Annotated in this window: 15 protein-coding genes and 2 tRNA genes; 10 read left to right on the top strand and 7 right to left on the bottom strand. The window is 70.7% G+C overall.

The genetic code is table 11. The features are described 5' to 3' along the window. Positions 1-298 precede the first annotated feature (298 nt). From IF46_RS0122975 to IF46_RS32750, 3 genes are all read right to left on the bottom strand, one after another. Entirely contained in the window at positions 299-1645 is a 1347-nt protein-coding gene (locus tag IF46_RS0122975) for an ABC1 kinase family protein (protein WP_030490433.1), read from the bottom strand. After that, positions 1642-2754 carry a TOMM precursor leader peptide-binding protein gene (locus IF46_RS0122970; protein WP_030490432.1) on the bottom strand — a complete coding sequence of 371 codons (1113 nt, stop codon included), beginning with the start codon at positions 2752-2754 and terminating at the stop codon, positions 1642-1644. The genes IF46_RS0122975 and IF46_RS0122970 overlap by 4 nt, the downstream gene beginning before the upstream one ends. Positions 2755-2987: 233 nt before the next feature. Further along, positions 2988-3158 carry a DUF5679 domain-containing protein gene (locus tag IF46_RS32750; protein ID WP_167457767.1) on the bottom strand — a complete coding sequence of 57 codons (171 nt, stop codon included), beginning with the start codon at positions 3156-3158 and terminating at the stop codon, positions 2988-2990. Between the two features lie 513 nt (positions 3159-3671). Between IF46_RS32750 and IF46_RS0122960 the strand changes: the two genes are divergently transcribed. Continuing rightward, the gene (locus IF46_RS0122960) at positions 3672-4202 is read left to right on the top strand and encodes a M48 family metallopeptidase (RefSeq protein ID WP_030490431.1); all 531 of its coding nucleotides are present in this window, start codon (positions 3672-3674) and stop codon (positions 4200-4202) included. A gap of 455 nt (positions 4203-4657) precedes the next feature. Then, a complete protein-coding gene (locus tag IF46_RS0122955; RefSeq protein WP_030490430.1) occupies positions 4658-5266 on the top strand; it encodes a hypothetical protein in 609 nt (202 codons plus the stop codon). Between the two features lie 87 nt (positions 5267-5353). On the opposite strand, the gene IF46_RS0122950 is transcribed toward IF46_RS0122955, so the two are convergent. Beyond that, the gene (locus IF46_RS0122950) at positions 5354-6574 is read right to left on the bottom strand and encodes a zinc-dependent metalloprotease (RefSeq protein WP_051724091.1); all 1221 of its coding nucleotides are present in this window, start codon (positions 6572-6574) and stop codon (positions 5354-5356) included. 184 nt (positions 6575-6758) lie between these two features. Here IF46_RS0122950 and IF46_RS0122945 point away from each other — a divergent pair, with 184 nt between their 5' ends. The 6 genes from IF46_RS0122945 to IF46_RS0122920 all read left to right on the top strand — a co-directional run bounded on the left by IF46_RS0122945 (position 6759) and on the right by IF46_RS0122920 (position 12855). Further along, a complete protein-coding gene (locus tag IF46_RS0122945; protein ID WP_030490428.1) occupies positions 6759-7772 on the top strand; it encodes a PDZ domain-containing protein in 1014 nt (337 codons plus the stop codon). 96 nt (positions 7773-7868) lie between these two features. Next, positions 7869-10859: a UPF0182 family protein gene (locus IF46_RS0122940; RefSeq protein WP_084598013.1), complete on the top strand. Its 2991-nt coding sequence runs from the start codon at positions 7869-7871 to the stop codon at positions 10857-10859. 190 nt (positions 10860-11049) lie between these two features. After that, entirely contained in the window at positions 11050-11559 is a 510-nt protein-coding gene (locus IF46_RS0122935) for a SigE family RNA polymerase sigma factor (protein WP_030490426.1), read from the top strand. Beyond that, complete coding sequence (locus IF46_RS0122930; protein WP_030490425.1) at positions 11549-12475, top strand: hypothetical protein; 927 nt, start codon at positions 11549-11551, stop codon at positions 12473-12475. Before IF46_RS0122935 ends, IF46_RS0122930 begins: the two co-directional genes overlap by 11 nt. Before the next feature lie 88 nt (positions 12476-12563). Beyond that, positions 12564-12637, top strand: a tRNA-Met gene (locus IF46_RS0122925). 144 nt (positions 12638-12781) lie between these two features. Beyond that, positions 12782-12855 (top strand) — tRNA-Met (locus IF46_RS0122920). 119 nt (positions 12856-12974) lie between these two features. Here IF46_RS0122920 and IF46_RS0122915 read toward each other — a convergent pair. Then, positions 12975-16757 carry a S8 family serine peptidase gene (locus IF46_RS0122915; RefSeq protein ID WP_084598006.1) on the bottom strand — a complete coding sequence of 1261 codons (3783 nt, stop codon included), beginning with the start codon at positions 16755-16757 and terminating at the stop codon, positions 12975-12977. Positions 16758-16921: 164 nt separating this feature from the next. On the opposite strand from IF46_RS0122915, the gene IF46_RS0122910 reads away from it, so the two are divergent. Continuing rightward, complete coding sequence (locus IF46_RS0122910; protein WP_030490423.1) at positions 16922-17170, top strand: hypothetical protein; 249 nt, start codon at positions 16922-16924, stop codon at positions 17168-17170. Between the two features lie 57 nt (positions 17171-17227). Here the strand turns inward: IF46_RS0122910 and IF46_RS0122905 are convergent, their stop codons facing one another. Further along, entirely contained in the window at positions 17228-18559 is a 1332-nt protein-coding gene (locus IF46_RS0122905) for an ABC transporter substrate-binding protein (RefSeq protein WP_030490422.1), read from the bottom strand. 139 nt (positions 18560-18698) lie between these two features. Between IF46_RS0122905 and IF46_RS0122900 the strand changes: the two genes are divergently transcribed. Next, complete coding sequence (locus IF46_RS0122900; protein ID WP_030490421.1) at positions 18699-19532, top strand: phosphoribosylaminoimidazolesuccinocarboxamide synthase; 834 nt, start codon at positions 18699-18701, stop codon at positions 19530-19532. 19 nt (positions 19533-19551) lie between these two features. Here IF46_RS0122900 and IF46_RS0122895 read toward each other — a convergent pair whose 3' ends face one another. Next, positions 19552-20448 carry a hypothetical protein gene (locus tag IF46_RS0122895; RefSeq protein WP_157563363.1) on the bottom strand — a complete coding sequence of 299 codons (897 nt, stop codon included), beginning with the start codon at positions 20446-20448 and terminating at the stop codon, positions 19552-19554. Positions 20449-20464: the final 16 nt, after the last annotated feature.

Here is a 20464-nt window from a genome sequence, read left to right as displayed (position 1 = left end):
CGACCCGTACCAACTACGCCGGTGTCACACCGGCAGTGAGTGAGAAGACGATGTTGAACGTCCCGTCCGGAGCTTTCGAACTGCAACTACTCCACCAAGCGTTGTCCCGGGCTCGAATGCGTCGGCCTCAGGCCGGTCGTACCACCACGAGCACTGAGGCAACCCGATCCGCCCGTACCGTCGCTCTGACCGGCCGCAACCAGGCGGCCCGCGACCTGGGCGTTCTCTAGTACCACCCACGCAGAAGGGCGGGTGCCGACCGGCACCCGCCCTTCCCCATGTCGTCTCTTGACGCCCCTCAGGCGACCGGGGCGAAGCCGGGCAGCCAGCGCTCCAGGATGCTCCGGTACGGGGCCTTCGCCTCCAACTGGCAGAGCACCCCGATCGACCCGAGCGTCACCCGGTGGATCAGCAGGTAGGACGGTGGCAGGTTGAGCTGCCTGCTCAGCTGGTAGGTGGGAGAGCGGGGGCTGGCCAGTCGGCCCGCCTCGCCCCGCAGCCAGGCCCGGGTGAATCGGAAGCCGTCCGCCGCGATGGGCTCCAGCATGGGTCGGATGAAGTCGAGCACCCCCTCGGCGTCGATCTCCTCGGCCGAGCCGATGAAACCCTCCGACCGCAGCCCCGCCACGACCTCGTCGGCATCGCCGCGCAGAGCCATCGCCGCGATGCGACCGATCGGCTCCGGTGTGCCCTCGGGCATCCGCGCCACCGCACCGAAGTCGATCACCCCGAGCCGGCCGTCGGGCAGCAGCCGGAAGTTTCCCGGGTGCGGGTCGGCGTGCAGCAACCCAGCCCGCTGCGGCGCGGAGAGGTGCAGGGTGGCCATCAACCGGCCCGCCTCGTCCCGATCCTCTTCGGTGCCCTCGCGGATGATGTCGGCCAGCGGGGTGCCCGTCACCCACTCGGTGACCAGCACCCGGGGCGAGGCGTTGATCACCTCCGGGATGTAGATCTCCGGGTCGTCGGCGTACGCGGTCGCGAAGGCGCGCTGCGACTCGGCCTCCAACTCGTAGTCCAATTCCTCGGTGATCCGTTCGCGCAACTCGACCAGGAGTGGTTTGACGTCCAGGCCGGGTTGGATGGCCCGGAACATCCCGCCCAGTCGGGAGAGCTGCTTGAGGTCGGCGAGCAGCGCGTCGCCGGCCCCCGGATACTGGATCTTGACGGCCACGTCGCGGCTGTTTGGCGCGCCCGACTCGTCGATCCCCGGTTCGCGCCATCGTGCCCGGTGCACCTGGCCGATGCTCGCGGCGGCCGCCGGGACGTCGTTGAACTCGACGAACAGGTCCCGCCAGTCGGGGCCGAGCTGCTCGGCCAGCACCTTGTGCACGCTGGCGACCGGCAGCGGCGGCGCCGCCTCCTGAAGCTTCGTGAGCGCCTGCCGGTAGGGCGCGGCGATCTCCTCCGGCAACGCCGCCTCGAAGACCGACAGCGCCTGGCCGAACTTCATCGCCCCGCCCTTGAGCTGGCCCAGCACGCTGAACAGCTGCTCGGCGGTGCGTTGCTGAATCTCCGCGGAGATCACGTCGGAGGCGAGCCCGGTGACGCGCTTTCCCATCCCGAGAACGGTCCGGCCGGCGAAGCCGAGCGGCAGGGCGGCGAGCTTGGCGGTGCGGGACACGGCGCGGCGCGGGATGTCGGTCACCCGGTCATTGTTACCGACCGAAGGGCCCCGCTGCTGCTCTGCGGCCGGGCTGGTGCGGACACTCGGCCTCGCGAACAGCCACACGCCGGGTGTGGCGGCCAGCCCCGACGACGGAAACGGCCGGCACCGGCGATCTCCATGGCCCCACCCAGCGTCTCCGGCTGGCCCCCGTCGAGCTGGGTCAGCGCCTCGGCCAGCGCGTACCCGCAGGCGGCGAGCAGTGTGCCGGTCGCACCGGCGGCCACCGGGTGGGCGGCGGCGAGTTGGGCGGCGAGCCGGGGCCAGTCCGGATCGCGATCGGCCCGGTGCAGCTCGACGCAGTGCAGGCACGGCCCGGCGGGTGGGCGGACCAGCGGCCCGACCACCGGTACGCCCTCGCGCAGCGTGACCAGCAGATGTGGCTGCCGGCGCTGGGCGAAACCGGCGGCGAGTAGCGCGGGTGGCCGATCCGTGCCCAGCTGGATCACCAGGTCCAACCGCCCGGAGCGGTGCGGGTGGGTGCCGGTGCCCGGTGCGACACGGTCGACCGCGGCCCGCACCGCCGCTGCCAGCGGGCGGCCCAGGTCGGTGGCGGGGATGCCCGTGCCGACCAGATCGACGGGGCGTACCGGGCCGGTGAGCTGGGGGATCACCTGCCCGATGCCGGACTGGGCCAACGCCACCGCCAGCGGCCCGCCGAGCGCCCCGGTGCCGGTGAGCAGGACTCGGGCTGCTCGCCGCCGACGCAGGACCTGTGCGGGGGTGCCGGGCAGTCGAGCGGCGGCGAGGGCCAGCGCGCCGGCCTCCGCCACGAGCCGGGCGCGGACCGGGCCGGCCAGGTCGCGGGGGAGCAGGCTGTGCGCGGGCACCAACAGGCCGGCCGCCCGCAGGGTGTCGAGCAGGGTACGCGCGTCGTCGGCGCTGAGTCGGGCGGTTGCCGCCCCGGCCAGCACAGCGCGCTCGCTGCGGGTGCCGTCGAGCAGGTCGAGCAGGTGGGCGGCGCGAGGGTTGGCCAGTTCCAGCAGGACGGCCGGCCCGGGGCCGACGCCGAGTTGGAGGGTGTGCCGGTCCCGCCAGAGCCGACTGAGGCCGGGTAGCAGTGTGGGGCGGGGCATTACGGTGCGGCTCATAGTCACGAATCGTGACCACGTCTTCGCGTTCGGTCGATCGTTGTCCACAGGCGGCCGGGCCGCTGTCCAGCGCTATCCACAGGATTCGACGGGTTTTCCACAGCCAGCCGCCCTGGGTGTCAGTCACCCGACAGACAGGCCACCGGCGGCGGTGGCGCCGACCTTCCCCGAACGGGAACGGGAACGGGGGCGGGGCAGCCACCGGCCACCCCGCCCCCGTCCACCCGTATGGGTCAGACCTTGGCCTTGCCCAGGATGCGGTTCACTGTTGTGCCGCATACCGGACACTTGCCCTTGGCCATGTTCATTCCGGTCTTCGAGACCTCGACGTGCCCCTCGAAGTCCCGCTTCTCCTTGCACTTGACGCAGTAACCGTTGTAGGTCGTCTGGGCCTGGTCGGCCACGGTGCCCTCCTCGTCTCGTCCGCCGGTCAATGCCGTCCCGACGGGGTGCCCGGCGGCGGGCCACACGGGGCGCCGGCGCTGGGTCTCACTCCACGGCCACCTTCGTGACCGCTGGTTCGCGGACCCTACCCAGGTCTGGGCAGTTCCATGTCAGCTGTGCATCGACACTGTGAGCAAGTCGACGTCGAGAGTGTGCATGGCGAAATAGGTCGGATAAGTCAGTTTGGCGGGGACACGCCGACCAAACCCTGACAGCCACCCGTGCGAGTGCCCCCGCGGGGGCATTCGGGACGGTGATCACCTACGGTGGGGACGTGCCGCGTGCCGGCGCCATCGGCCTTCACGAAGGGTGACGAGATGGCGCGATGGCGATGCGGTCAAGAAATTTTCGGGACGCCTAGCGACCAATCACCATTTTCTGGGCGCGTGTCGCGCGGTTGACTCTTGCGGACCCCTGGTCAGTACGCATTAGCTTTCCTTCGTGACACGTAGTCGAGGCTGCGCGGGCCAGTGATGGCGGGGACGCGCAAGCCGGTCGTCGAGGTGCGGCGCAGCCAGCGCCGACGACGCACGGTGTCCGCGTACCGCGACGGTGAGCGAGTCGTCGTCCTCATCCCCGACCAGTTCTCCCGCGCCGAGGAGAGCGAGTGGGTCGACCGGATGCTCGCCCGCCTCGCTGCCCGGGAGGGGCGCCTCGCCCGCTCCGACGCCGAGCTGCTGGCCCGCGCCAACCGGCTCATCGAGCTCTACCTCGCCGGGTACGCCACCAAGGCGGTCCCGGCCAGCGTCCGGTGGGTCACCAACCAGAACGGCCGGTGGGGCTCCTGCACGCCGGCTGACCGCAGCATCCGGATCTCGCACCGCGTTCAAGAGATGCCCGAATGGGTGATCGACTACGTGTTGCTGCACGAGTTGACGCACCTCATCGTGCCGAGCCACAACGCCAGGTTCTGGGCGCTGGTCGGTCGCTACCCCAAGGCGGAACGCGCCCGCGGCTACCTCGAAGGGGTCGCCGCGGCCTCCTGCGCACCGCTCCCCACCTGACCCACACCCCCTCCCGAGCCGTCGAGCGCAGTGCGGTGGGGGTTCTTCTGGTGCCGCGCCGCCCTCTTCGAGCGCCGCGCCGAGTGTTGGCGGCCGGCTGAGGCGCGTGATCGGCCTAGATCCACTCGCCTTCCTGAAAACCGCGCTATCCGGGCCTAGGGGACACCGCGAATTCAAGGAAGCCGAGTCGATCATGCCGTCGCGTCGCGTCGCGTCGCGGCGGGTCGAGCCGAGCCGAGCCGAGCCGCGCCGGGTAGGGCCGGGTCGCGCCGAGCCGCGCCGGGTAGGGCTGGGTCGGGCCGAGCCGAGCCGAGCCGCGCCGGGTCGGGCCGGGTCGCGCCGAGCCGGGCCGGGTAGGGCTGGGTCGGGCCGAGCCGAGCCGAGCCGGGTGGGGCTGGGTGAGGGCCGGGTCGGGGTGGGGCGGGCCGTACAGGGTGGGGCGCTAGGGTCGGGGGATGGCACGACGGGTAGTGGTGGCGTTGCTCGGGCCGGTTCACTGGTCGCCGCCCGGCGTGGACCTGGCGCAGTGGCGAGCGGCTCTCGCAGAAGATGTCATCGACCTGCTCGCCACGCTCAACGAGGTGGAGGTCGCGGTCGCGGTGACCCCGGCCGACCGGGCGCTGGCCGACGCGCTGGTCTGGCCCGGCACAGCGGTGTACGAGGTGGCCGAGCCGACGCCGAACGCCGTGTTCGCCGCCTTGGAGGGCTACGACCAGGCGGCGGTGCTGGTCGGTGACGTGCCTGACCTGCCCGCGCTGACCGTCGGCAAGCTGCTGCGTCCACTCACCACCCGACCGGTCGCGGTGGCGCCGGTCGAGGGTGGTGGCCCAGGTCTGCTCGGGGTCGCGGTGCGACTGCCCGCGCCGGGCTGGCTACCGACGCTGGAGCTGGACACGGCGACGCCGGCGCAGGCGCGCGCCAACGCCCCGCAACCGGGTGACGTGGCGGTCACCGCCGGCTGGCGGCGACTGCGCGGCCCGGCTGACCTGGCCACGCTGGACCCGGCCTTCGAGGGCTGGGAAGCGACCCGCGCCCTGCTCTCGGGCTCGGGCCGACCCGCCTGAACCGCCAGCCCTGCCGCACGCCCGCCCGGGTCGCCCGCCGTCGATCATGCGGACAACCCGGGGGCGCAGGCCGCCCAGGCTCAGACGTCAGGACTTGGCGTCGCCCTCACCGTCGGTCTCGTCGGGCTGGCCGGGGGCCTTCTCCTCCACCCCACCGGGGGCAGAGAAGTCGAAGCTGTCCAGCTCGCTGAGGTCCATGTCGTTCATCGCGAAGGCGACCGGGTCGGCGAAGTCGTCGTCCGACGGAAGCAGGTCCGGGTGGCCCCAGACGGCGTCGCGGCCCTCGATGCCACGGTGCTGAGTCAGCGCGGCCCAGAGCGCCGCGGCCTCGCGCAGCCGGCGGGGACGCAGTTCCAGACCGACAAGCGCGGCGAAGGTCTGCTCGGCGGGGCCACCGGCGGCCCGGCGGCGGCGGAACGCCTCGCCCAGCCGGACGACGTTGGGCAGCCGGTCGCTGGCGGCGTTGTCCACGACGTGGCACACCCAGCCCTCGACCAGGGCGAGTGCGGTCTCCAGGCGGGCCAGCGAGGCCTTCTGCGCCGGGGTGTCCTCCGGGGTGAAGATGCCCTCCAGGGCGATCGCCTGCATCGACTCCGGGTCGGTCGGGTCGACCCGGCCCATCGCCTCCTCGATCGCGTCCCGGTTGACCCGGATGCCTGAGGCGTACATCTCGACCGCGCTGAGCACGTGCCCGCGCAGCCACGGGACGTGCTGGAACAGCCGCTGGTGGGCGGCCTCGCGCAGCGCCACGTAGAGGCGTACCTCATCCTCGGGCAGCTCCAGGCCCTCGCCGTACGCCCGGATGTTGGCGGGGATCAGCGCGGCCGTGCCGGCCGGGCCGAGCGGGAGCCCGATGTCGCCGGCGGAGAGCACCTCGGCGGCGAGAGAGCCGAGGGCCTGGCCCAGCTGACCGCCGAAGAGCGCGCCACCGAGGGACGCCACCATCGACTGCATCGGCCCGAGCTGGGCGCGCGCCTCCGGTGGCACCAGGTCGCCCATCGCGCCGACCATCCGGCTGGCGACCGGGTCGCACAGCTTGCGCCACACGTCCAACGTCTTGAAGATCCACTCGTTGCGGTTCCACGCGACGGGGGACTGGATGCCGGTGGGCCACGCCGAGGCGGGTTCCAGCCACAGATCGGCCAGGCGCAGCGCCTCCTCGACCGCGTGGCGCTCGTACATCGACACCGCCGGGTCACCGGCGGCCGCGAGCTGGCTGGCTGCTACCTGCCGGGCCAGGTCCCAGTTGACCGGCCCGCTGCCCGGCGCGGAGAGCAGGTGCTGCAACTGCGACATGAACTGCTGCATCTGCGCGGGATCGTTGGGGTCTGGTGGCTGCCCACCCGGGAGCGCGAAACCGAACGGAATATCAGGCACGACATCTACGGTACGCGGGCCGCGCCCCAGGTCGCCGCTGCTGGCGTTGCGCTGAGGGCGAAGTCGCGTGGCGCATCCGGCGAGTGGCCCGGGCCCGGTCGGTACGCTCTGCGGCATGAGACGTCGCGGCCTGACGGTCCTGCTCGGTGCCCTGTTCACCGCCCTGCTGAGCATCGGGGTGCTCCGGGTGCCGATCCCGTACGTGGTGCTGGGCCCGGGCCCGACGGTCAACACCCTCGGTACGGAGGACGGCAAGGAGGTCATCCAGGTCTCCGGACGGGAGACCTCGACCTCGGCCGGGCAGTTGCGGTTGACCACGGTGGGGGTGCAGCCCACGGTGCGGTTGCGTGGGGCGATCGCGGGCTGGTTCTCCGACGACGAGGCGGTGGTGCCGCGCGAGCTGGTCTACCCGCCGGGTGAGTCGACGGAGCAGGTCGAGCAGCGCAACGCCGAGGACTTCAAGGCGTCGCAGACCAGCGCGGAGACCGCCGCGCTGCGGGAGCTGGGCTTTCCGGTGCAGGTGGTGATCAAGACAGTGGCCGGGGACGGTCCGGCGGCCGGGGCACTGAAGGCCGGCGATCTGATCACCTCGGTCGACGGCCAGCCGGTGCCGGTGGCCGCCAGGGTCACCGAGCTGATCCGGGCGAAGCCGGCGGGCACGGCGTTGACCATCGGCTACACCCGGGACGGCGCGCCGGCCACCGCGACGGTGACCAGTCGCGAGCAGGACGGCCGACCGCGCATCGGTGTCGAGATCGACCAGCAGCAGCCGCACCCGTTCACGCTCGGCATCGACCTGGGTGACATCGGCGGGCCGAGCGCCGGTCTGATGTTCGCCCTGGGGATCGTGGACAAGTTGACCCCGGCCGACCTCACCGGCGGCCGGATCATCGCCGGCACGGGCACCATCGACGACGAGGGCGCCGTTGGCCCGATCGGCGGGATCGCCCAGAAGTTGGTCGGCGCCAAGCGCGCCGGGGCCAAGGTCTTCCTGGTGCCGGCGGACAACTGCGCCGAGGCGGTCCGTAATCCGCAGCCCGATCTGCCGTTGCTGCGGGTGGGCTCGTTGGACGAGGCGATGACTGCTCTGGAGACGCTGCGCGCGGGTGGTCAGCCGACGCGTTGCTGACCGGTGTGACCGTGCCCCGACACGCTCAGGAATACCCCGTACTCTGGGTGCCTGGTCGGAGCCGATCATATCGAGCGTGCGGAGCCAACAGTGGTCATGCGTAGCAGCAGCCCCCTTCCGAGGATGAGCCGGCGCGGGCGCGTCACCATCGCTGTCCTGGTCGGGGTGTTCGTGCTCTTCACCCTGCTCGGGTGGGGTGTCCAGGCGTGGACCGACTGGCTCTGGTTCGACGAGGTCCGCTACACCGAGGTCTTCACCGGTGTCCTGCTCACCCGGCTGGTGCTCTTCCTTGCCATCGGTCTCGGCATGGCGCTGATCGTCGGCGGCAACCTGTGGCTGGCCTACCGGTTGCGCCCGCGGCTGCGTCCACACTCGGTGGAGCAGGCGACGCTGGAGCGCTACCGGATGGTGCTCAGCCCGCGTCTCGGCACCTGGATCTCGTTGACCGCCGCGGTGGTCGGGCTCTTCGCCGGCCTCTCCGCCCAGAACCGGTGGAACCAGTGGCTGCTCTTCCGCAACGGCGGTGACTTCGGGATCAAGGACCCGGAGTTCGGGGTGGACATCGGCTTCTACGTCTTCCAGCTGCCGTTCTGGCGTTACCTGCTCGGGGTCGCCTTCACCGCTGTGGTGCTGGCCGTGATCGGCGCGTTGGCGGTGCACTACCTCTTCGGCGGGGTCCGCCTCCAGGGCGTCGGGGACCGGATGAGCAACGCGGCCCGTGCGCACCTGAGCAGCCTGGTCGCTGTCTTCGTCCTGTTGAAGGCGATCGCGTACGTGCTGGACCGGCGGGCCATGCTGCTGGAGTACAACGAGGGCGCCAAGCTGTACGGCGCCGGCTACGCCGACGTCAACGCGTTGCTTCCGGCGAAGGAGATCCTGGCGTACATCTCGATCGTGGTGGCGATCGCGATCATCGTGTTCTCCAACGCCTGGATGCGGAACCTGGTCTGGCCGGGGATCTCGCTGGCGCTGCTCGGCGTGTCCGCGGTGGCCATCGGCGGCATCTACCCCTGGGCGGTGCAGACCTTCGAGGTAAAGCCGAGCGCCAAGGACAAGGAAGCGCCGTACATCCAGCGCAGCATCGACGCGACGCGAGCGGCGTTCGGGTTGGGGGCCACCGAGACGACCCCGTACGCGGCGAACAACCTCACCCCACCGGGGAACCTGGCCACCGACACGTCGGTGGTGTCGAACGTGCGGCTGCTCGACCCGCAGTTGGTAAGCGAGACGTACACCCAGCTTCAGCAGGTGCGTGGCTTCTACGACTTCGGCCCCAAGCTGGACATCGACCGCTACGGGGTGAACGGCAAGGTCTCCGACTACGTGGTCGGCGTCCGGGAGATCAACTACGGCGAGCTGACCGATCAGCAGAACACCTGGATCAACCGGCACACCGTCTACACCCACGGGTACGGGCTGGTGGCCGCCCCGGCCAACCAGGTGGTCTGTGGCGGGCAGCCGTTCTTCGTCTCGGGCTTCCTCGGCGAGAAGACCCAGGAGGCGTGCTCCTCGCAGACCGAGCAGATCCCGGCCAAGCAGCCGCGCATCTACTACGGCGAGCGGATGGCCGCCGACGACTACGCCATCGTCGGTCAGGCCGACCCGAACAAGAAGGCCGAGTTCGACCGGCCGGTCGGTGAGGGTGGCGGCGAGTCCTACACCTACACCGGTGAGGGCGGCGTGGAGATCGGCTCCTTCACCCGGCGGCTGCTGTACGCCATCAAGGAGCAGGAGTCGAACTTCCTGCTCTCCGAGGCGGTCAACAAGGACTCCAAGCTGCTCTACGTGCGTAACCCGCGCGACCGGGTGGAGAAGGTCGCGCCGTTCCTCACCCTGGACGGCGACCCGTACCCGGCGGTGGTCGACGGTCGGGTGCAGTGGATCGTCGACGGTTACACCACGGCGGCCAGCTACCCGTACGCCGAGCGGGTCAACCTGCAGACCGAGACCACCGACGAGTTGACCAACCGGGGCACGTTCCAGCTGGCCCGGGAGAACGTCAACTACATGCGCAACTCGGTGAAGGCCACCGTCGACGCGTACGACGGCACCGTGAAGCTGTACGAGTACGACGACACCGACCCGGTGCTCAAGGCGTGGAACAAGGCGTTCGGTGGTGACCTGGTGCTGCCGAAGGCGGAGATCCCGGTCGAGCTGACCGAGCACCTGCGCTACCCGGCGGACATGTTCAAGGTACAGCGCAACCTGCTCACCAAGTTCCACGTGACCAACCCGGGCGACTTCTACTCCGCTCAGGACTTCTGGCAGGTGCCAAACGTGCCGGACGCTCCGGACAGCGGCCAGAAGCAGCCTCCGTACTACTTGTTCACCCAGTTCCCGGGGCAGGAAAGCCCCCGGTTCCAGCTCACCTCGGCGGTCACCCCGAACGGCCGGCAGAACCTCGCCGCGCTGATCTCCGGGTCGTACGTTGACGGCAAGCCCCGGCTGGAGGTGCTGGAGTTGCCGGATCAGACCCGGATCTCCGGCCCGGTGCAGGTGCACCAGCAGATGACCAACAACGCCAACATCCGCCAGCAGCTCAACCTGCTCTCCAGCAACCAGGCGCAGGTGCAGTACGGCAACCTGCTCTCGCTGCCCTTCGCCGACGGGATGCTCTACGTCGAGCCGGTCTACGTGAAGAGCAACCAGCAGGACGCGTACCCGCTGTTGCAGAAGGTGTTGCTCTCCTACGGTGACGGTGGCTCCTTCGTGGCGCTCGCCGACAACATCAACGACGGCATCAAGCAGCTCGTCGAGCAGGGCCAGAAGGCCGGGCAGGGCACGTCGCCGCCGCCGACCACCGGGGGCAACCCGACGACGCCGACGCCGACGCCCACGCCCACGCCTTCGGGGACGGCGACGCCGACGCCGACCCCGAGCGCTGGCACCCCACCGCCGACCGGTGACCTGGCGGCCGCCGCGGACCGGGTACAGACCGCGATCACCGAGGTCCGGGCCGCGCAGACGTCCGGCGACTTCGAGCGGTACGGCCGCGCGCTGAAGGCGTTGGACGAGGCGCTCACCGCGTTCCAGCAGGCGCAGCAGGCCGCCGGTGCGCCGAGTGTCAGCCCGAGCCCCGGCGGCTGACCCGCCACCGCACGGCAGTTCCTCGCCGAGCCCCCGTCGTCGGACCACACCAGGTCCGAACGGCGGGGGCTTTGCCGTGTCCTGATCTGTGCGTATCTGTCACGTCACCGACAGCACCGCCTACCTCCGCAACCTCCGGCGCTGCTCCACCGTCCTCATTGCGACGGGGTGGGAACGAGGGGGGTCAGCCGTGCGGGACGCGCAGAGCTTCGATGACTTCTACCGCAGCACCGCGCGGCGGATGGTGCGGTACGGCTACGCGGTCGCTGGCGACCACGGGGAGGCGCAGGACCTGGTGCAGGAGGCGTACACCCGGGCTTGGCGGCAGTGGGGGCGGCTGTCGTCGCATCCCGCGCCGGAGGCGTGGCTGCGGCTCGTGGTGGCCCGGCTGGCGACCGACCGCTGGCGGCGTCTGCACCGTTGGCGGACGGTGCTGAGCCGTTCCGGACCACCGGCGGTCGCACCTGCGCCGAGCGAGGACGGGGTGCTCCTGGTCGGCGCGCTCCGGCAGTTGCCCGCCGCCCACCGGCAGGCGCTGGCCCTGCACTACCTCTTCGACATGTCGGTCGAGGAGATCGCCCGGGAGACCGACGTCCCGGTCGGCACCGTGAAGTCCTGGCTGTCCCGAGGCCGGTCCCGGCTGGCTGCGCTGCTGCCCGACCTCTACACCGCGGAATTGGAGGCGAACGATGTCAGCTGAACTCTCCGACCTGTACCGGTCGCTCAGTACTGTCGCGGACGGCCATGAGCTGACGCAGCCCGAGTCGCTTCGCCGGTTCGCCGACCGGCGGGCCCGAGCCCGGGTCGTCGGCTCGACGCTCGCGGTGGCGCTGCTCGTGGGCGGGGTGGCCGTCGGTGGCCGGCTGGCGTACCCGGCGGACGGCTCCGCACCGCTGCCGCCGCCCGCCGACTCGCCCGACCCGGCGCCGACCGGGGCGACTGCCCGGCCGTCGCCCACGCCGACCCCGGCGTCGACACCCCCGGCATCGACACCCCCGGCGGCGACACCGTCGCGTTCCACCCCGAGCGGTACGCCGGCAGCACCCCAACCGCCCACCTCGATCCCGGACCGCGCCTTCTTCGTGCTGGCCGCCTCGAACCGGACCGGGATGGAGTCACAGGGGGCGGGCCCGGCGCTGCCGACGCTCTGCGGAACGCGTCTTGCCAGCGACTCGGCAATGGTTCAGCGCCGGGGCCGGTATCTGGCCTACAAGTTGCCGGAGACGCCGAAGGGCAACGTGCCGGACGGTAGCTACCGGCACACCATCACCATCTACCGGGCGGGCCGAGCCGACGACGCGTTGCGGGAGCTGCGCACGGCCGTACGCGACTGTCCCGACCAGAAGCTGCCCGACGACAGCAGGACGTGGCGGCAGCGGCTGCTGGCCTCGGGGGAGTACGGGGACGAGTCGGTGCTGTTCGAGATGCGAGCCCCGGTCCCGGACGGGATGGGTGAACCGGGCACGGACGAGGTCCGGCTGGTCCGGGCGGTCCGGATCGGCGACGTGGTGACGGTGCTCTGGGAGCAGGGTTGGGAGCACACGGCAGCCGATCGCGTTCAGGTCGACGCCGACAGTCGCCGGGCGGTGGCGGCGATCGAAAACTGGCTCGACTGACAACGGCCCAGGTCAGAGGTGTTGGCGACAGCGGTATCGGAGTCGCTTTGCGGTCACCCGCGTCGGTACGCTACGGTTAACCAGTCGACGCGGGGTGGAGCAGCTCGGTAGCTCGCTGGGCTCATAACCCAGAGGTCGCAGGTTCAAATCCTGTCCCCGCTACGAGAGAAAGCCCGTCTCCGGATTTCCGGGGGCGGGCTTTCGGCATTCTTCGACCCACTGGCAATGCCGGGTGCGGGCGCCCGTAGCGGTTGCTGACCCCGGTGATCATCGCCCAGAACGGGTGAGTTAGTCTTTACCAGGCGACGCGGGGTGGAGCAGCTCGGTAGCTCGCTGGGCTCATAACCCAGAGGTCGCAGGTTCAAATCCTGTCCCCGCTACAACTGAAGTTACAAAAAGTCCGGCCCCCACGATGTGGGGGCCGGACTTTTTGCTGCCGTCCCGGTCAATGGAGCACGAGGGGGCCGGTGCCGCGTGGGCACCGGCCCCCTCGCTTGTGCTACTTGAGGCCGAAGGCCCGGGTGATGGTCTGGGTGACGCCGCCGCCGTTGCGCTGCGTGGCGGTGACCCGGATGGACGCGAAGTCCGCCCGGTGCGGCGCGTTCAGAGACGCCTGCCAGACGCCCTTCTTCTCCTTCACGTCCTGCCGCTGCCAGGTCGCTCCGTCGTCGTAGGAGACCTCCAGCTTGACTGAGGACACCGCGTCCCGAGCGGCGGCGCTGCCCGCCACCATGGGCATGATGGAGAACTCGCTGTGGCGCTTCGCCTGACCGGCGAGGTCCACCTCCGTCTCGTAGTCCAGCTGGACCAGCGGAAGGGTCTGAATCTCAGTAGCAGCCTTGGAGGTGAAGTTCCACTCGGTGCGCGTGGCGGTCGAGTACGGGCCGAGCTCCGGAACGCCCGACGTGTCGACGACCAGTCGGTACGGCAGCGTCTCCGCTGCCAGACCGCTCGCATCTAGCCAGGGGAAGAATCCACCGTTCCGGCCGATCTCCTTGTTGCCCTGGTAGAGGACGCTCTGCGCCGGCCGCGAGGTCGCGCCGCCGTGCGCGGCACCCCCATCGCTGTACCCCCCGATGTTGGCGCTCATCCAGACGTCACCCCGGACCAGGCTGTCGTTCTTGAGCATGCGGGGGCGCATCACGGGCCCGAACCAGCGATCCCTCTGGACGCTGCCCGGCTGGTAGGTCATCACCTCGGTGTACGAGGCCACCAAGAGTTCGATGTCGGCCCGCTGCTGCCACTTGATGTCGCTGTTGGCGGTTACCCAGTCGGTCCGTGGCCCCGGGGAGACCAACTCGGCCGGGAATGCGGGTGCGGCCGCGTAGGCGTACGGCGGGAAGTCCAGCCGCTTCTCCTCTGCCTTGTGCCCCGCAGGCGGGGAGAAGGTCAGGTCGATTCGGGCGAGGTCGCGGGGGTCGGTCTTGGCGGAGGGGTCGCTGGGCACCCGGCCCCGGTGCTGGTCGAGGAGGTCGTAGAGGTACCGCGGCGCGGGGTGGGCCTCCACGTCCAGCCGTACCGACTTGCGACCGGCAGCGGCGATCTTCTGAATCAGCCGCTCGCCCTCGTCCGAGAGGAGGCTGGCGACCGGGATCGGGCCGGTCGTCACCACGTCAGGGTTGCCGTACCAGTCGTTCTCGCGGCCGTTCTCCGCACTGACCACGAGGAGCATCGCCGCACCGGCGGCGTGTGCCGCGGCAGCCTGATCCGTGGGGGCCACCGAGTCGTTGCTGCGGACGACCACGGCCTTGCCCCGTGCGGACAGCTTGGCGTAGTCACCCTTCGCGCCGTCGCCGGCGAAGACGGCGTCCAGCCGCGTGGTGCCGTCCGGCAGGGCCGAGGTTCCCGGCTGGGGCAGTGGTTCACTGAGGCGGCGGCCGTCGTAGCTGATCTCCAGCGGGGTCTGCTTGGCCCGGATCCGGGTAGCGAAGATGAAGCTGCCCTTCTTCACCTTCTCGGTGGGCAGCGCCCAGAGGCTGTCGTAGGCGGCGCTGGGGAAGGTCCTGCTGAGCAGGGCGGTCGAGTCGCTGGGCGACGGCTCGGTCGAGGTGAAGGAGCGGTGGACGTCGATCCTGCTGTTGGCGATCGTGGTTGGCTGGGCGGTAGCCACCTTCACCTCGCGGGCCTTCGACGCGTCGAGGGTGACGACCCGGTCGGCCGTCAACTCCACCTCGGGAGCGCTCAGCATCGCCATGCCGAGCGAGCGCGGACCGTTGCGCCCCTCCACGTCCACCGTGGTGACCAGGCTGTACGTGCCGGGAACCAGCCGGGCGTTGAGCTCGCCGTTCAGAGTCCACATGTACTGGAAGCCACCATCGGCGCTGAGGATCTCGACCTCGCCGTTCGCGGGTCGGCCGGCACGGTCCTTCAGACGGAGGGAGAGTCCGTACTTCTTGGGCTCGACGGAGACCCCGACGGCGGTGTGCACCTCACCGGCCGCTGAGCGTGCCTTGACCTGTGCGGAGTGCTGGCCCTGGGTAAGGCCCTTCGGGTCCACCACGACGTCGACCGTCGAGGTTCCGCGCGCGGGCACGGTGACGCGGTTGGCGCCCGCTGTGAACGTCTGTGCGGGGTAGGCGCCGCGGTCGACCGAGAGCTCCAGGGTGATCGGCTTGGCGGTGGTGTTGGTGTAGGTGATCTTCCGCTTGATCGGCTGGGGAGTCGTGCCCGACGCCCACTTGACGAGCCCGGCGTCGACCGACCCAGTCGCGATGACCTGATCCTGGTGGTACGCGGCGGCTACATCCAGCCGACCGGTGCCGGCCTGGTAGGCGTTGTAGTCGGGGGTACGGACGCTGGTGCTCATCAGCGCGTCTTTGATCTGCTGCGGGGTCCAGGTCGGGTGCTTCTGCACCAGCAGGGCGGCCGCGCCAGCGACGTGCGGCGCCGCCATCGAGGTGCCACTGTTCTCGACGTAGTAACCCTCGGCAAAGGGGTCGTACTGGGAGCGGGCCGCCAACACGTTGACGCCAGGAGCGGTCAGGTCGGGCTTGAGGCCCTCGTCGTTCAGCCGCGGCCCGCCGCTGGAGAAGATGGCCAGGTGATCGTCGGCGTCCACCGCGCCGACGGTGAGCGCGGCGTCCGCGGTGCCCGGTGCGCCAAGGGTGGACGGGTCGTTTCCGTTGTTGCCGGAGGCGACGACGAAGAGCGCGCCCGTCTCAGCGGTCAGCTTGTTCACGGCCTGGCTCAGCGGGTCGTTCTGGGTGTGCCACGCGCTGACACCCAGGCTCATGTTGATCACCTTGGCGCGTTCGGTCCGGGCCGCCCACTCCATGCCCGCGACGATTCCCGAGATCGACCCGTTGCCGTCCTTGTCGAGGACCTTGCCGATCACCAGATCGGCCTCGGGGGCGACGCCCCGCTCCTTGCCGCCGGAGGCGGCGCCTGTCCCGGCGACGGTGGAGGCGGTGTGGGTGCCGTGCCCGTTGTGGTCGACGACGTCCTGGCCGGGGATGAAGCTCCGCGACGCCACGATCTGGTTTGCGAAGTCGGGGTGTTCGGTGTCCACCCCTCCGTCCAGAACGGCGACCCGGACGCCCTTGCCGGTGCCGCCCGAAGCCCAGGCTGCGGGGGCGCCGATCTGCGCGGTGGTGTCGGCGAGGGTGGCCTTCGCCTTGGCGTCGAGCCACACCTTGTCGATGCCGGCCGCGAAGGATGGTGCCGGGGTGGCCGCGCTGCGGCCGGTTGACGACTGTCCACCGTCGGTGAGGGCCGACCAGAAGTCGGTGGCCTGTGACCGGCGGGTGCGGAGCGCCTCACCATCGACGGACGAGAGCTCCAGCGTGGTCTGCGCGCCGGGTAGCGCCGCGCCGGTCCTGAGCTTCGCCGAACCCGCCGTACGGGTGACGATCAGGGGGAGTTCCGGCGTTCGCGCGTCGTCGTAGCCCTGCGCGATGAGCTGGGTGACGTCGAACAACTGCTTGTCGAGTCGGCCGGTGGCGAGGTAGGGCATCGCCTCGTCCGGGTACACATAGGTGTCCCCGCCCTGGGTGGAGATCCGCACCGAGCCGGTGGCGCCCGGCGCGCGCGTGACGTCCACCGTGGGGGTGGCGCCCCGGCCGCCCGGGGTCACCGTCACCTTGTCGCCGGTGATCAGCGTGACCGTGACGGGCGTGCGGTCCGCGTCACCGGTCCCGGCGGGTGTCTTCGGAGGCGGCGGGGGCGGTGGAGCCCCGTGAGCTGCCGCGGGGGTGAGGAGAGCGGCGACGAGGGTGACGCCGACCGCTGCCGCCGCAGATCTTCGGGTGCGAGAGATCCACGCGCTGTCTACAGAGTTGACCATGAAGTGAATCCGACCACCTCAGGAAGTTCATGTAAAGATCATCTTGTTTGCGGGGATGTTGCGAACGCATTGCGCGCTGGACGGAGCACTTCCGGACGATCTCGGTCCCGTGATTCGGCGTGGACCGACGTGCCGAGGTTGCGCCCTTCGGCGAGGATGGGCACATGTCTTCATTCGGTAAGTGGTGGGGCCGCCTGAGCGCGGTCTTCGGTGCGGTCGTACTGGCGGTCTTCGTGCCTGTCGCGGCCTGGGCGTCCACGGGTACCGGCGAGCTTGTGGTGGAGGCCGCCAAGCGGCGAGGTCGCAGCGGCTTCGGCGTTCTCCCGCTGCTCTGCTGCCTGGTGGTGATCGCGATCGTCGTGTTCCTGGTGCTGCGCCTCATGCGTAATCGTCGGAACGGCCCGCCGCGCTGACCAGGCCGAAGGCGGCGACACAGCACCAGCGGCCGGCCCCGGGCCGGCCGCCGGTGCTCAGAGCGCGAGGGCCGCGATGGCCTGGGACAGGAATCGCGCGGTGGCCTCGCGGGTGCCGTCCCGCTTGACGCGGATGCGCTCGGCGGCGGTGACCAGCAGGGTGCGTACCTTCGCGTGCCCCTGGGGCGGCGGCGCTGGCGCCGGCCCGAGTAGGTCGGCGATGCTGGCGCCGAACGCGGCGGCACGCCGCTGGGCCGGGTCGGTGATGCTGCCCTCGGTGTAGCGGCGGACGGCGGAACTAGCGTTCAGCCCACGCTCGTGGCCGAGAACGGTGCCGACCTCACCATTGGTGGTCAAGAAGTTGATCACGTCGGTGACTGCGTCTGGGTGACGGGTGCCCCGGAACGCCGCCCAGTACATCGACGCCCGCGCCCACTGAGCCCCCGGCGGGCCGGGGAAGCCGACGATGCCCAACTCGGAATCGGTGAGTCGTTGCAGCTCCGGCAGCTGGTGCGACCAGGCGAAGGACGCGGCGGTCGACCCGGTCACCACCAGTTGCCGGGCCGGATCACCGTTGTCTGCCGGCTCGACCAGGGCCGCGCTCGGTGTGGCCCGTCCCTTGCGGGCCCGCTGCCACAGCTCGAACCACGCGATCAGCTCGTCCGCGCCGAAACCGAGCTCATGGCCCCGGTAGAACTCACCGCCCTGCGACCGCAGCCAGAGCCAGAGCGCCCGATAGTCGCCGGACCCGTCCATGGTGCCGGCCACCCGGCGGTCGCTGGCCTCGGTGACCTGCCCGGCCCAGGAGATGTAGTCGGGCCAGGTCATCCCGGCGCGTGGCTCCGGCATCTGCAGCTCCCGCAGCAGGTCCCGGTTGAAGACCACGCCGGCGTGGGTCTGGCCGGCGGCCACCGCCATCGTCCGGCCCTCCACCGTGCCGTAGCGGATCAGACCCTCGGGCAGGCCCCGAAGATCCAGGTGGTGGTCGGCGACGCGGTCGGTGAGGTCGAGGATGACCTGACGGCGGGTGTACTCGGTCAGCATGGCGTCGTCGATCTGGATCAGGTCTGGCACGTTGCCGCCAGCCGCCTGGGTGGCCAGCCGGTCGTAGTAGCCGTCGGCGCCCTGCCAGGTGACCCGGAAGGTGACCCGGGGGTTGCGATCCGAGTAGAGCCGCAGCGCCTTCTCGGTGAGCGCGGCCCGATTGGTGTCGCCCCACCAGAAGACTGACAGCTCCACCGGCCCGTCCTGGGTCGAGGTGGCAGCACCGTCGCTGCACCCCGTCAGCCCGCCGGACGCGAGCAGAGGTGCGCCGAGCAGCGCGGTGAGCAGTCGGCGTCGGCCCGGGTCGGCGCCGAGGCGGTCGAGCGGGGGTCGAACAACGGGCACGGGGGTCTCCTGGACCTACAGGGGCGACGGTCGGACCATTCACGCAGGCAGCGCACGAAGGTGTCAACGTCCGTCCGGTCACCCCACGGCGTGGGTGGTCGAATCGGGCCGTCCGACGTCACGTGGTGTACTAGGGCGCGTGGAACTTCTGCACTCGGGCAAGGTCCGGGACGTCTACGCCGATGGCGACGACCTGATCCTGGTCGCCTCAGACCGGATCTCGATCTACGACGTGGCGCTGCCGACGCCGATCCCGGACAAGGGCCGCCTGCTCACCGCGCTCTCGCTGTGGTGGTTCGAGCAGCTCGCCGACCTGGTGCCGAACCACGTCATCTCGGCCACCGACGTGCCGGCCGAGTTCGCCGGGCGGGCCATCCGCTGCCAGCGGCTGGACATGATCCCGGTCGAGTGCGTCGCTCGCGGTTACCTGACCGGCGGCGGCCTGCGGGAGTACGAGCAGACCGGGGCGGTCTCCGGCATTGCGCTGCCCCGAGGGCTCGGCGAGGCGTCGATCCTGCCCGAGCCGATCTTCACGCCGTCGAGCAAGGCCCCGATGGGCGAGCACGACGAGCCGATCACCTACGACGACGTGGTGGACAAGGTGGGGGCGGCGACCGCCGAGCGACTGCGGCAGATCACCCTCGACGTCTACCGGCGCGGCGCCGAGCTGGCCGCGGACCGGGGCATCCTGGTCGCCGACACCAAGCTCGAGCTGGGCTGGGCACCAGACGGCACGCTGGTTCTCGCCGACGAGCTGCTCACCTCCGACTCGTCGCGGTTCTGGCCGGCCGAGTCGTACCAGCCGGGCCGGGTGCAGTTCTCCTACGACAAGCAGTACGTGCGGGACTGGGCCACCGGCAGCGGCTGGGACAAGCAGGGCCCGGCCCCGGACATGCCGGCCGAGGTGGTCGAGGCGACCCGGGCTCGCTACGTCGACGTCTACGAGAAGCTCACCGGCAACCGCTGGGAGTGACCGCGCCGGCCTGGGGCCCTCAGTGGTTCCAGGCGTCGTTCCCGAACAACCGCGACCACAGGTTGTCGACCACGCCCGAGGTGCCATAGACGGTGTCCCCGTCGCCGTCCGTGCCGGCTGGCGCGACCTGGGTGCCGCCTCCGTAGACCAGGTAGCCGGGTCCGGTCGGCGAGCCGACCGCGTGCCGGGCGCCGCTGTGGATGCCGTAGCCGACGAAGTCGCGCTCCCACTTGGACAGGAACCCGACGGCCACGTTGTCGAGCCCGTCGACGGTGGCCTGGACCAGGTCCTTGAGCACGTCGGTGTCGCCCGTGCCCAGGTGGGTGCTGACGTCGAACGTGGCGGCGCCGGCGATGGCCGCCGCACCGCCGGTGGCGACCGCCTCGGCCATCTTCTCGATCGCCTTCAGGAAGCTGAGCGCCGACGCGGCGAACGAGGCTGCCGAGGCCTCGAGCGACGCCGCTGCGGGCGCTCCGACGACGGTCGCCGAGGCCGCCACGATGAAGGTGGCGAAGGCGAACAGGATCGTGGATACCACCGTGTACGCCACGACGAGGGCGAGCAGGACCCCGCCAACGCAGAGCATGGTGACGCCCACGGTGGCCGCTAGCACCTGGGTGCCGATGACCTGGACGCCGTAGGCGTTGATGTGCGCCCCGAACGCGTCGCGGTCCTTGCCGCTCCACTGGGCTGGGCTCAGGGTCGCGATGGCGTCGTCGAGGTTGCCGTGGGCGGCGCCGAGCTGGTCGTACATGGCCAACCAGTCGCCGCCCTTGCGCATGATCGTCTCGGGGTCGCACTGGTTGAAGTAGACGATCTGGGCGATCGGCCAGGCGGCGGGGATGACCGAGGCGGCCACGCTGATCTCCGCCATTGCGATCTTCGCTGCGGCCGCGGGGTAGGTAGGGTTTGCCATGGCGGTCTCCGGCGTC

It is taken from the genome of Micromonospora chokoriensis (assembly GCF_000718555.1).
Classification (GTDB): Bacteria; Actinomycetota; Actinomycetes; order Mycobacteriales; family Micromonosporaceae; genus Micromonospora; species Micromonospora chokoriensis_B.
The sequence above is the reverse complement of the archived record's forward strand: the minus strand, read 5'-3'. Positions and strand labels throughout refer to the sequence as shown.

What these genes read in the sequence shown, in the direction of transcription:
- IF46_RS0122895 (WP_157563363.1), bottom strand. Translation starts at nt 20,448, where the DNA reads ATGGCAAACCCTACCTACCCCGCGGCCGCAGCGAAGATCGCAATGGCG.
- IF46_RS0122945 (WP_030490428.1), top strand. Translation starts at nt 6,759, where the DNA reads ATGAGACGTCGCGGCCTGACGGTCCTGCTCGGTGCCCTGTTCACCGCC.
- IF46_RS0122955 (WP_030490430.1), top strand. Translation starts at nt 4,658, where the DNA reads ATGGCACGACGGGTAGTGGTGGCGTTGCTCGGGCCGGTTCACTGGTCG.
- IF46_RS0122970 (WP_030490432.1), bottom strand. Translation starts at nt 2,754, where the DNA reads ATGAGCCGCACCGTAATGCCCCGCCCCACACTGCTACCCGGCCTCAGT.
- IF46_RS0122950 (WP_051724091.1), bottom strand. Translation starts at nt 6,574, where the DNA reads ATGCAGCAGTTCATGTCGCAGTTGCAGCACCTGCTCTCCGCGCCGGGC.
- IF46_RS0122930 (WP_030490425.1), top strand. Translation starts at nt 11,549, where the DNA reads ATGTCAGCTGAACTCTCCGACCTGTACCGGTCGCTCAGTACTGTCGCG.
- IF46_RS0122940 (WP_084598013.1), top strand. Translation starts at nt 7,869, where the DNA reads ATGCGTAGCAGCAGCCCCCTTCCGAGGATGAGCCGGCGCGGGCGCGTC.
- IF46_RS0122910 (WP_030490423.1), top strand. Translation starts at nt 16,922, where the DNA reads ATGTCTTCATTCGGTAAGTGGTGGGGCCGCCTGAGCGCGGTCTTCGGT.
- IF46_RS0122915 (WP_084598006.1), bottom strand. Translation starts at nt 16,757, where the DNA reads ATGGTCAACTCTGTAGACAGCGCGTGGATCTCTCGCACCCGAAGATCT.
- IF46_RS0122960 (WP_030490431.1), top strand. Translation starts at nt 3,672, where the DNA reads ATGGCGGGGACGCGCAAGCCGGTCGTCGAGGTGCGGCGCAGCCAGCGC.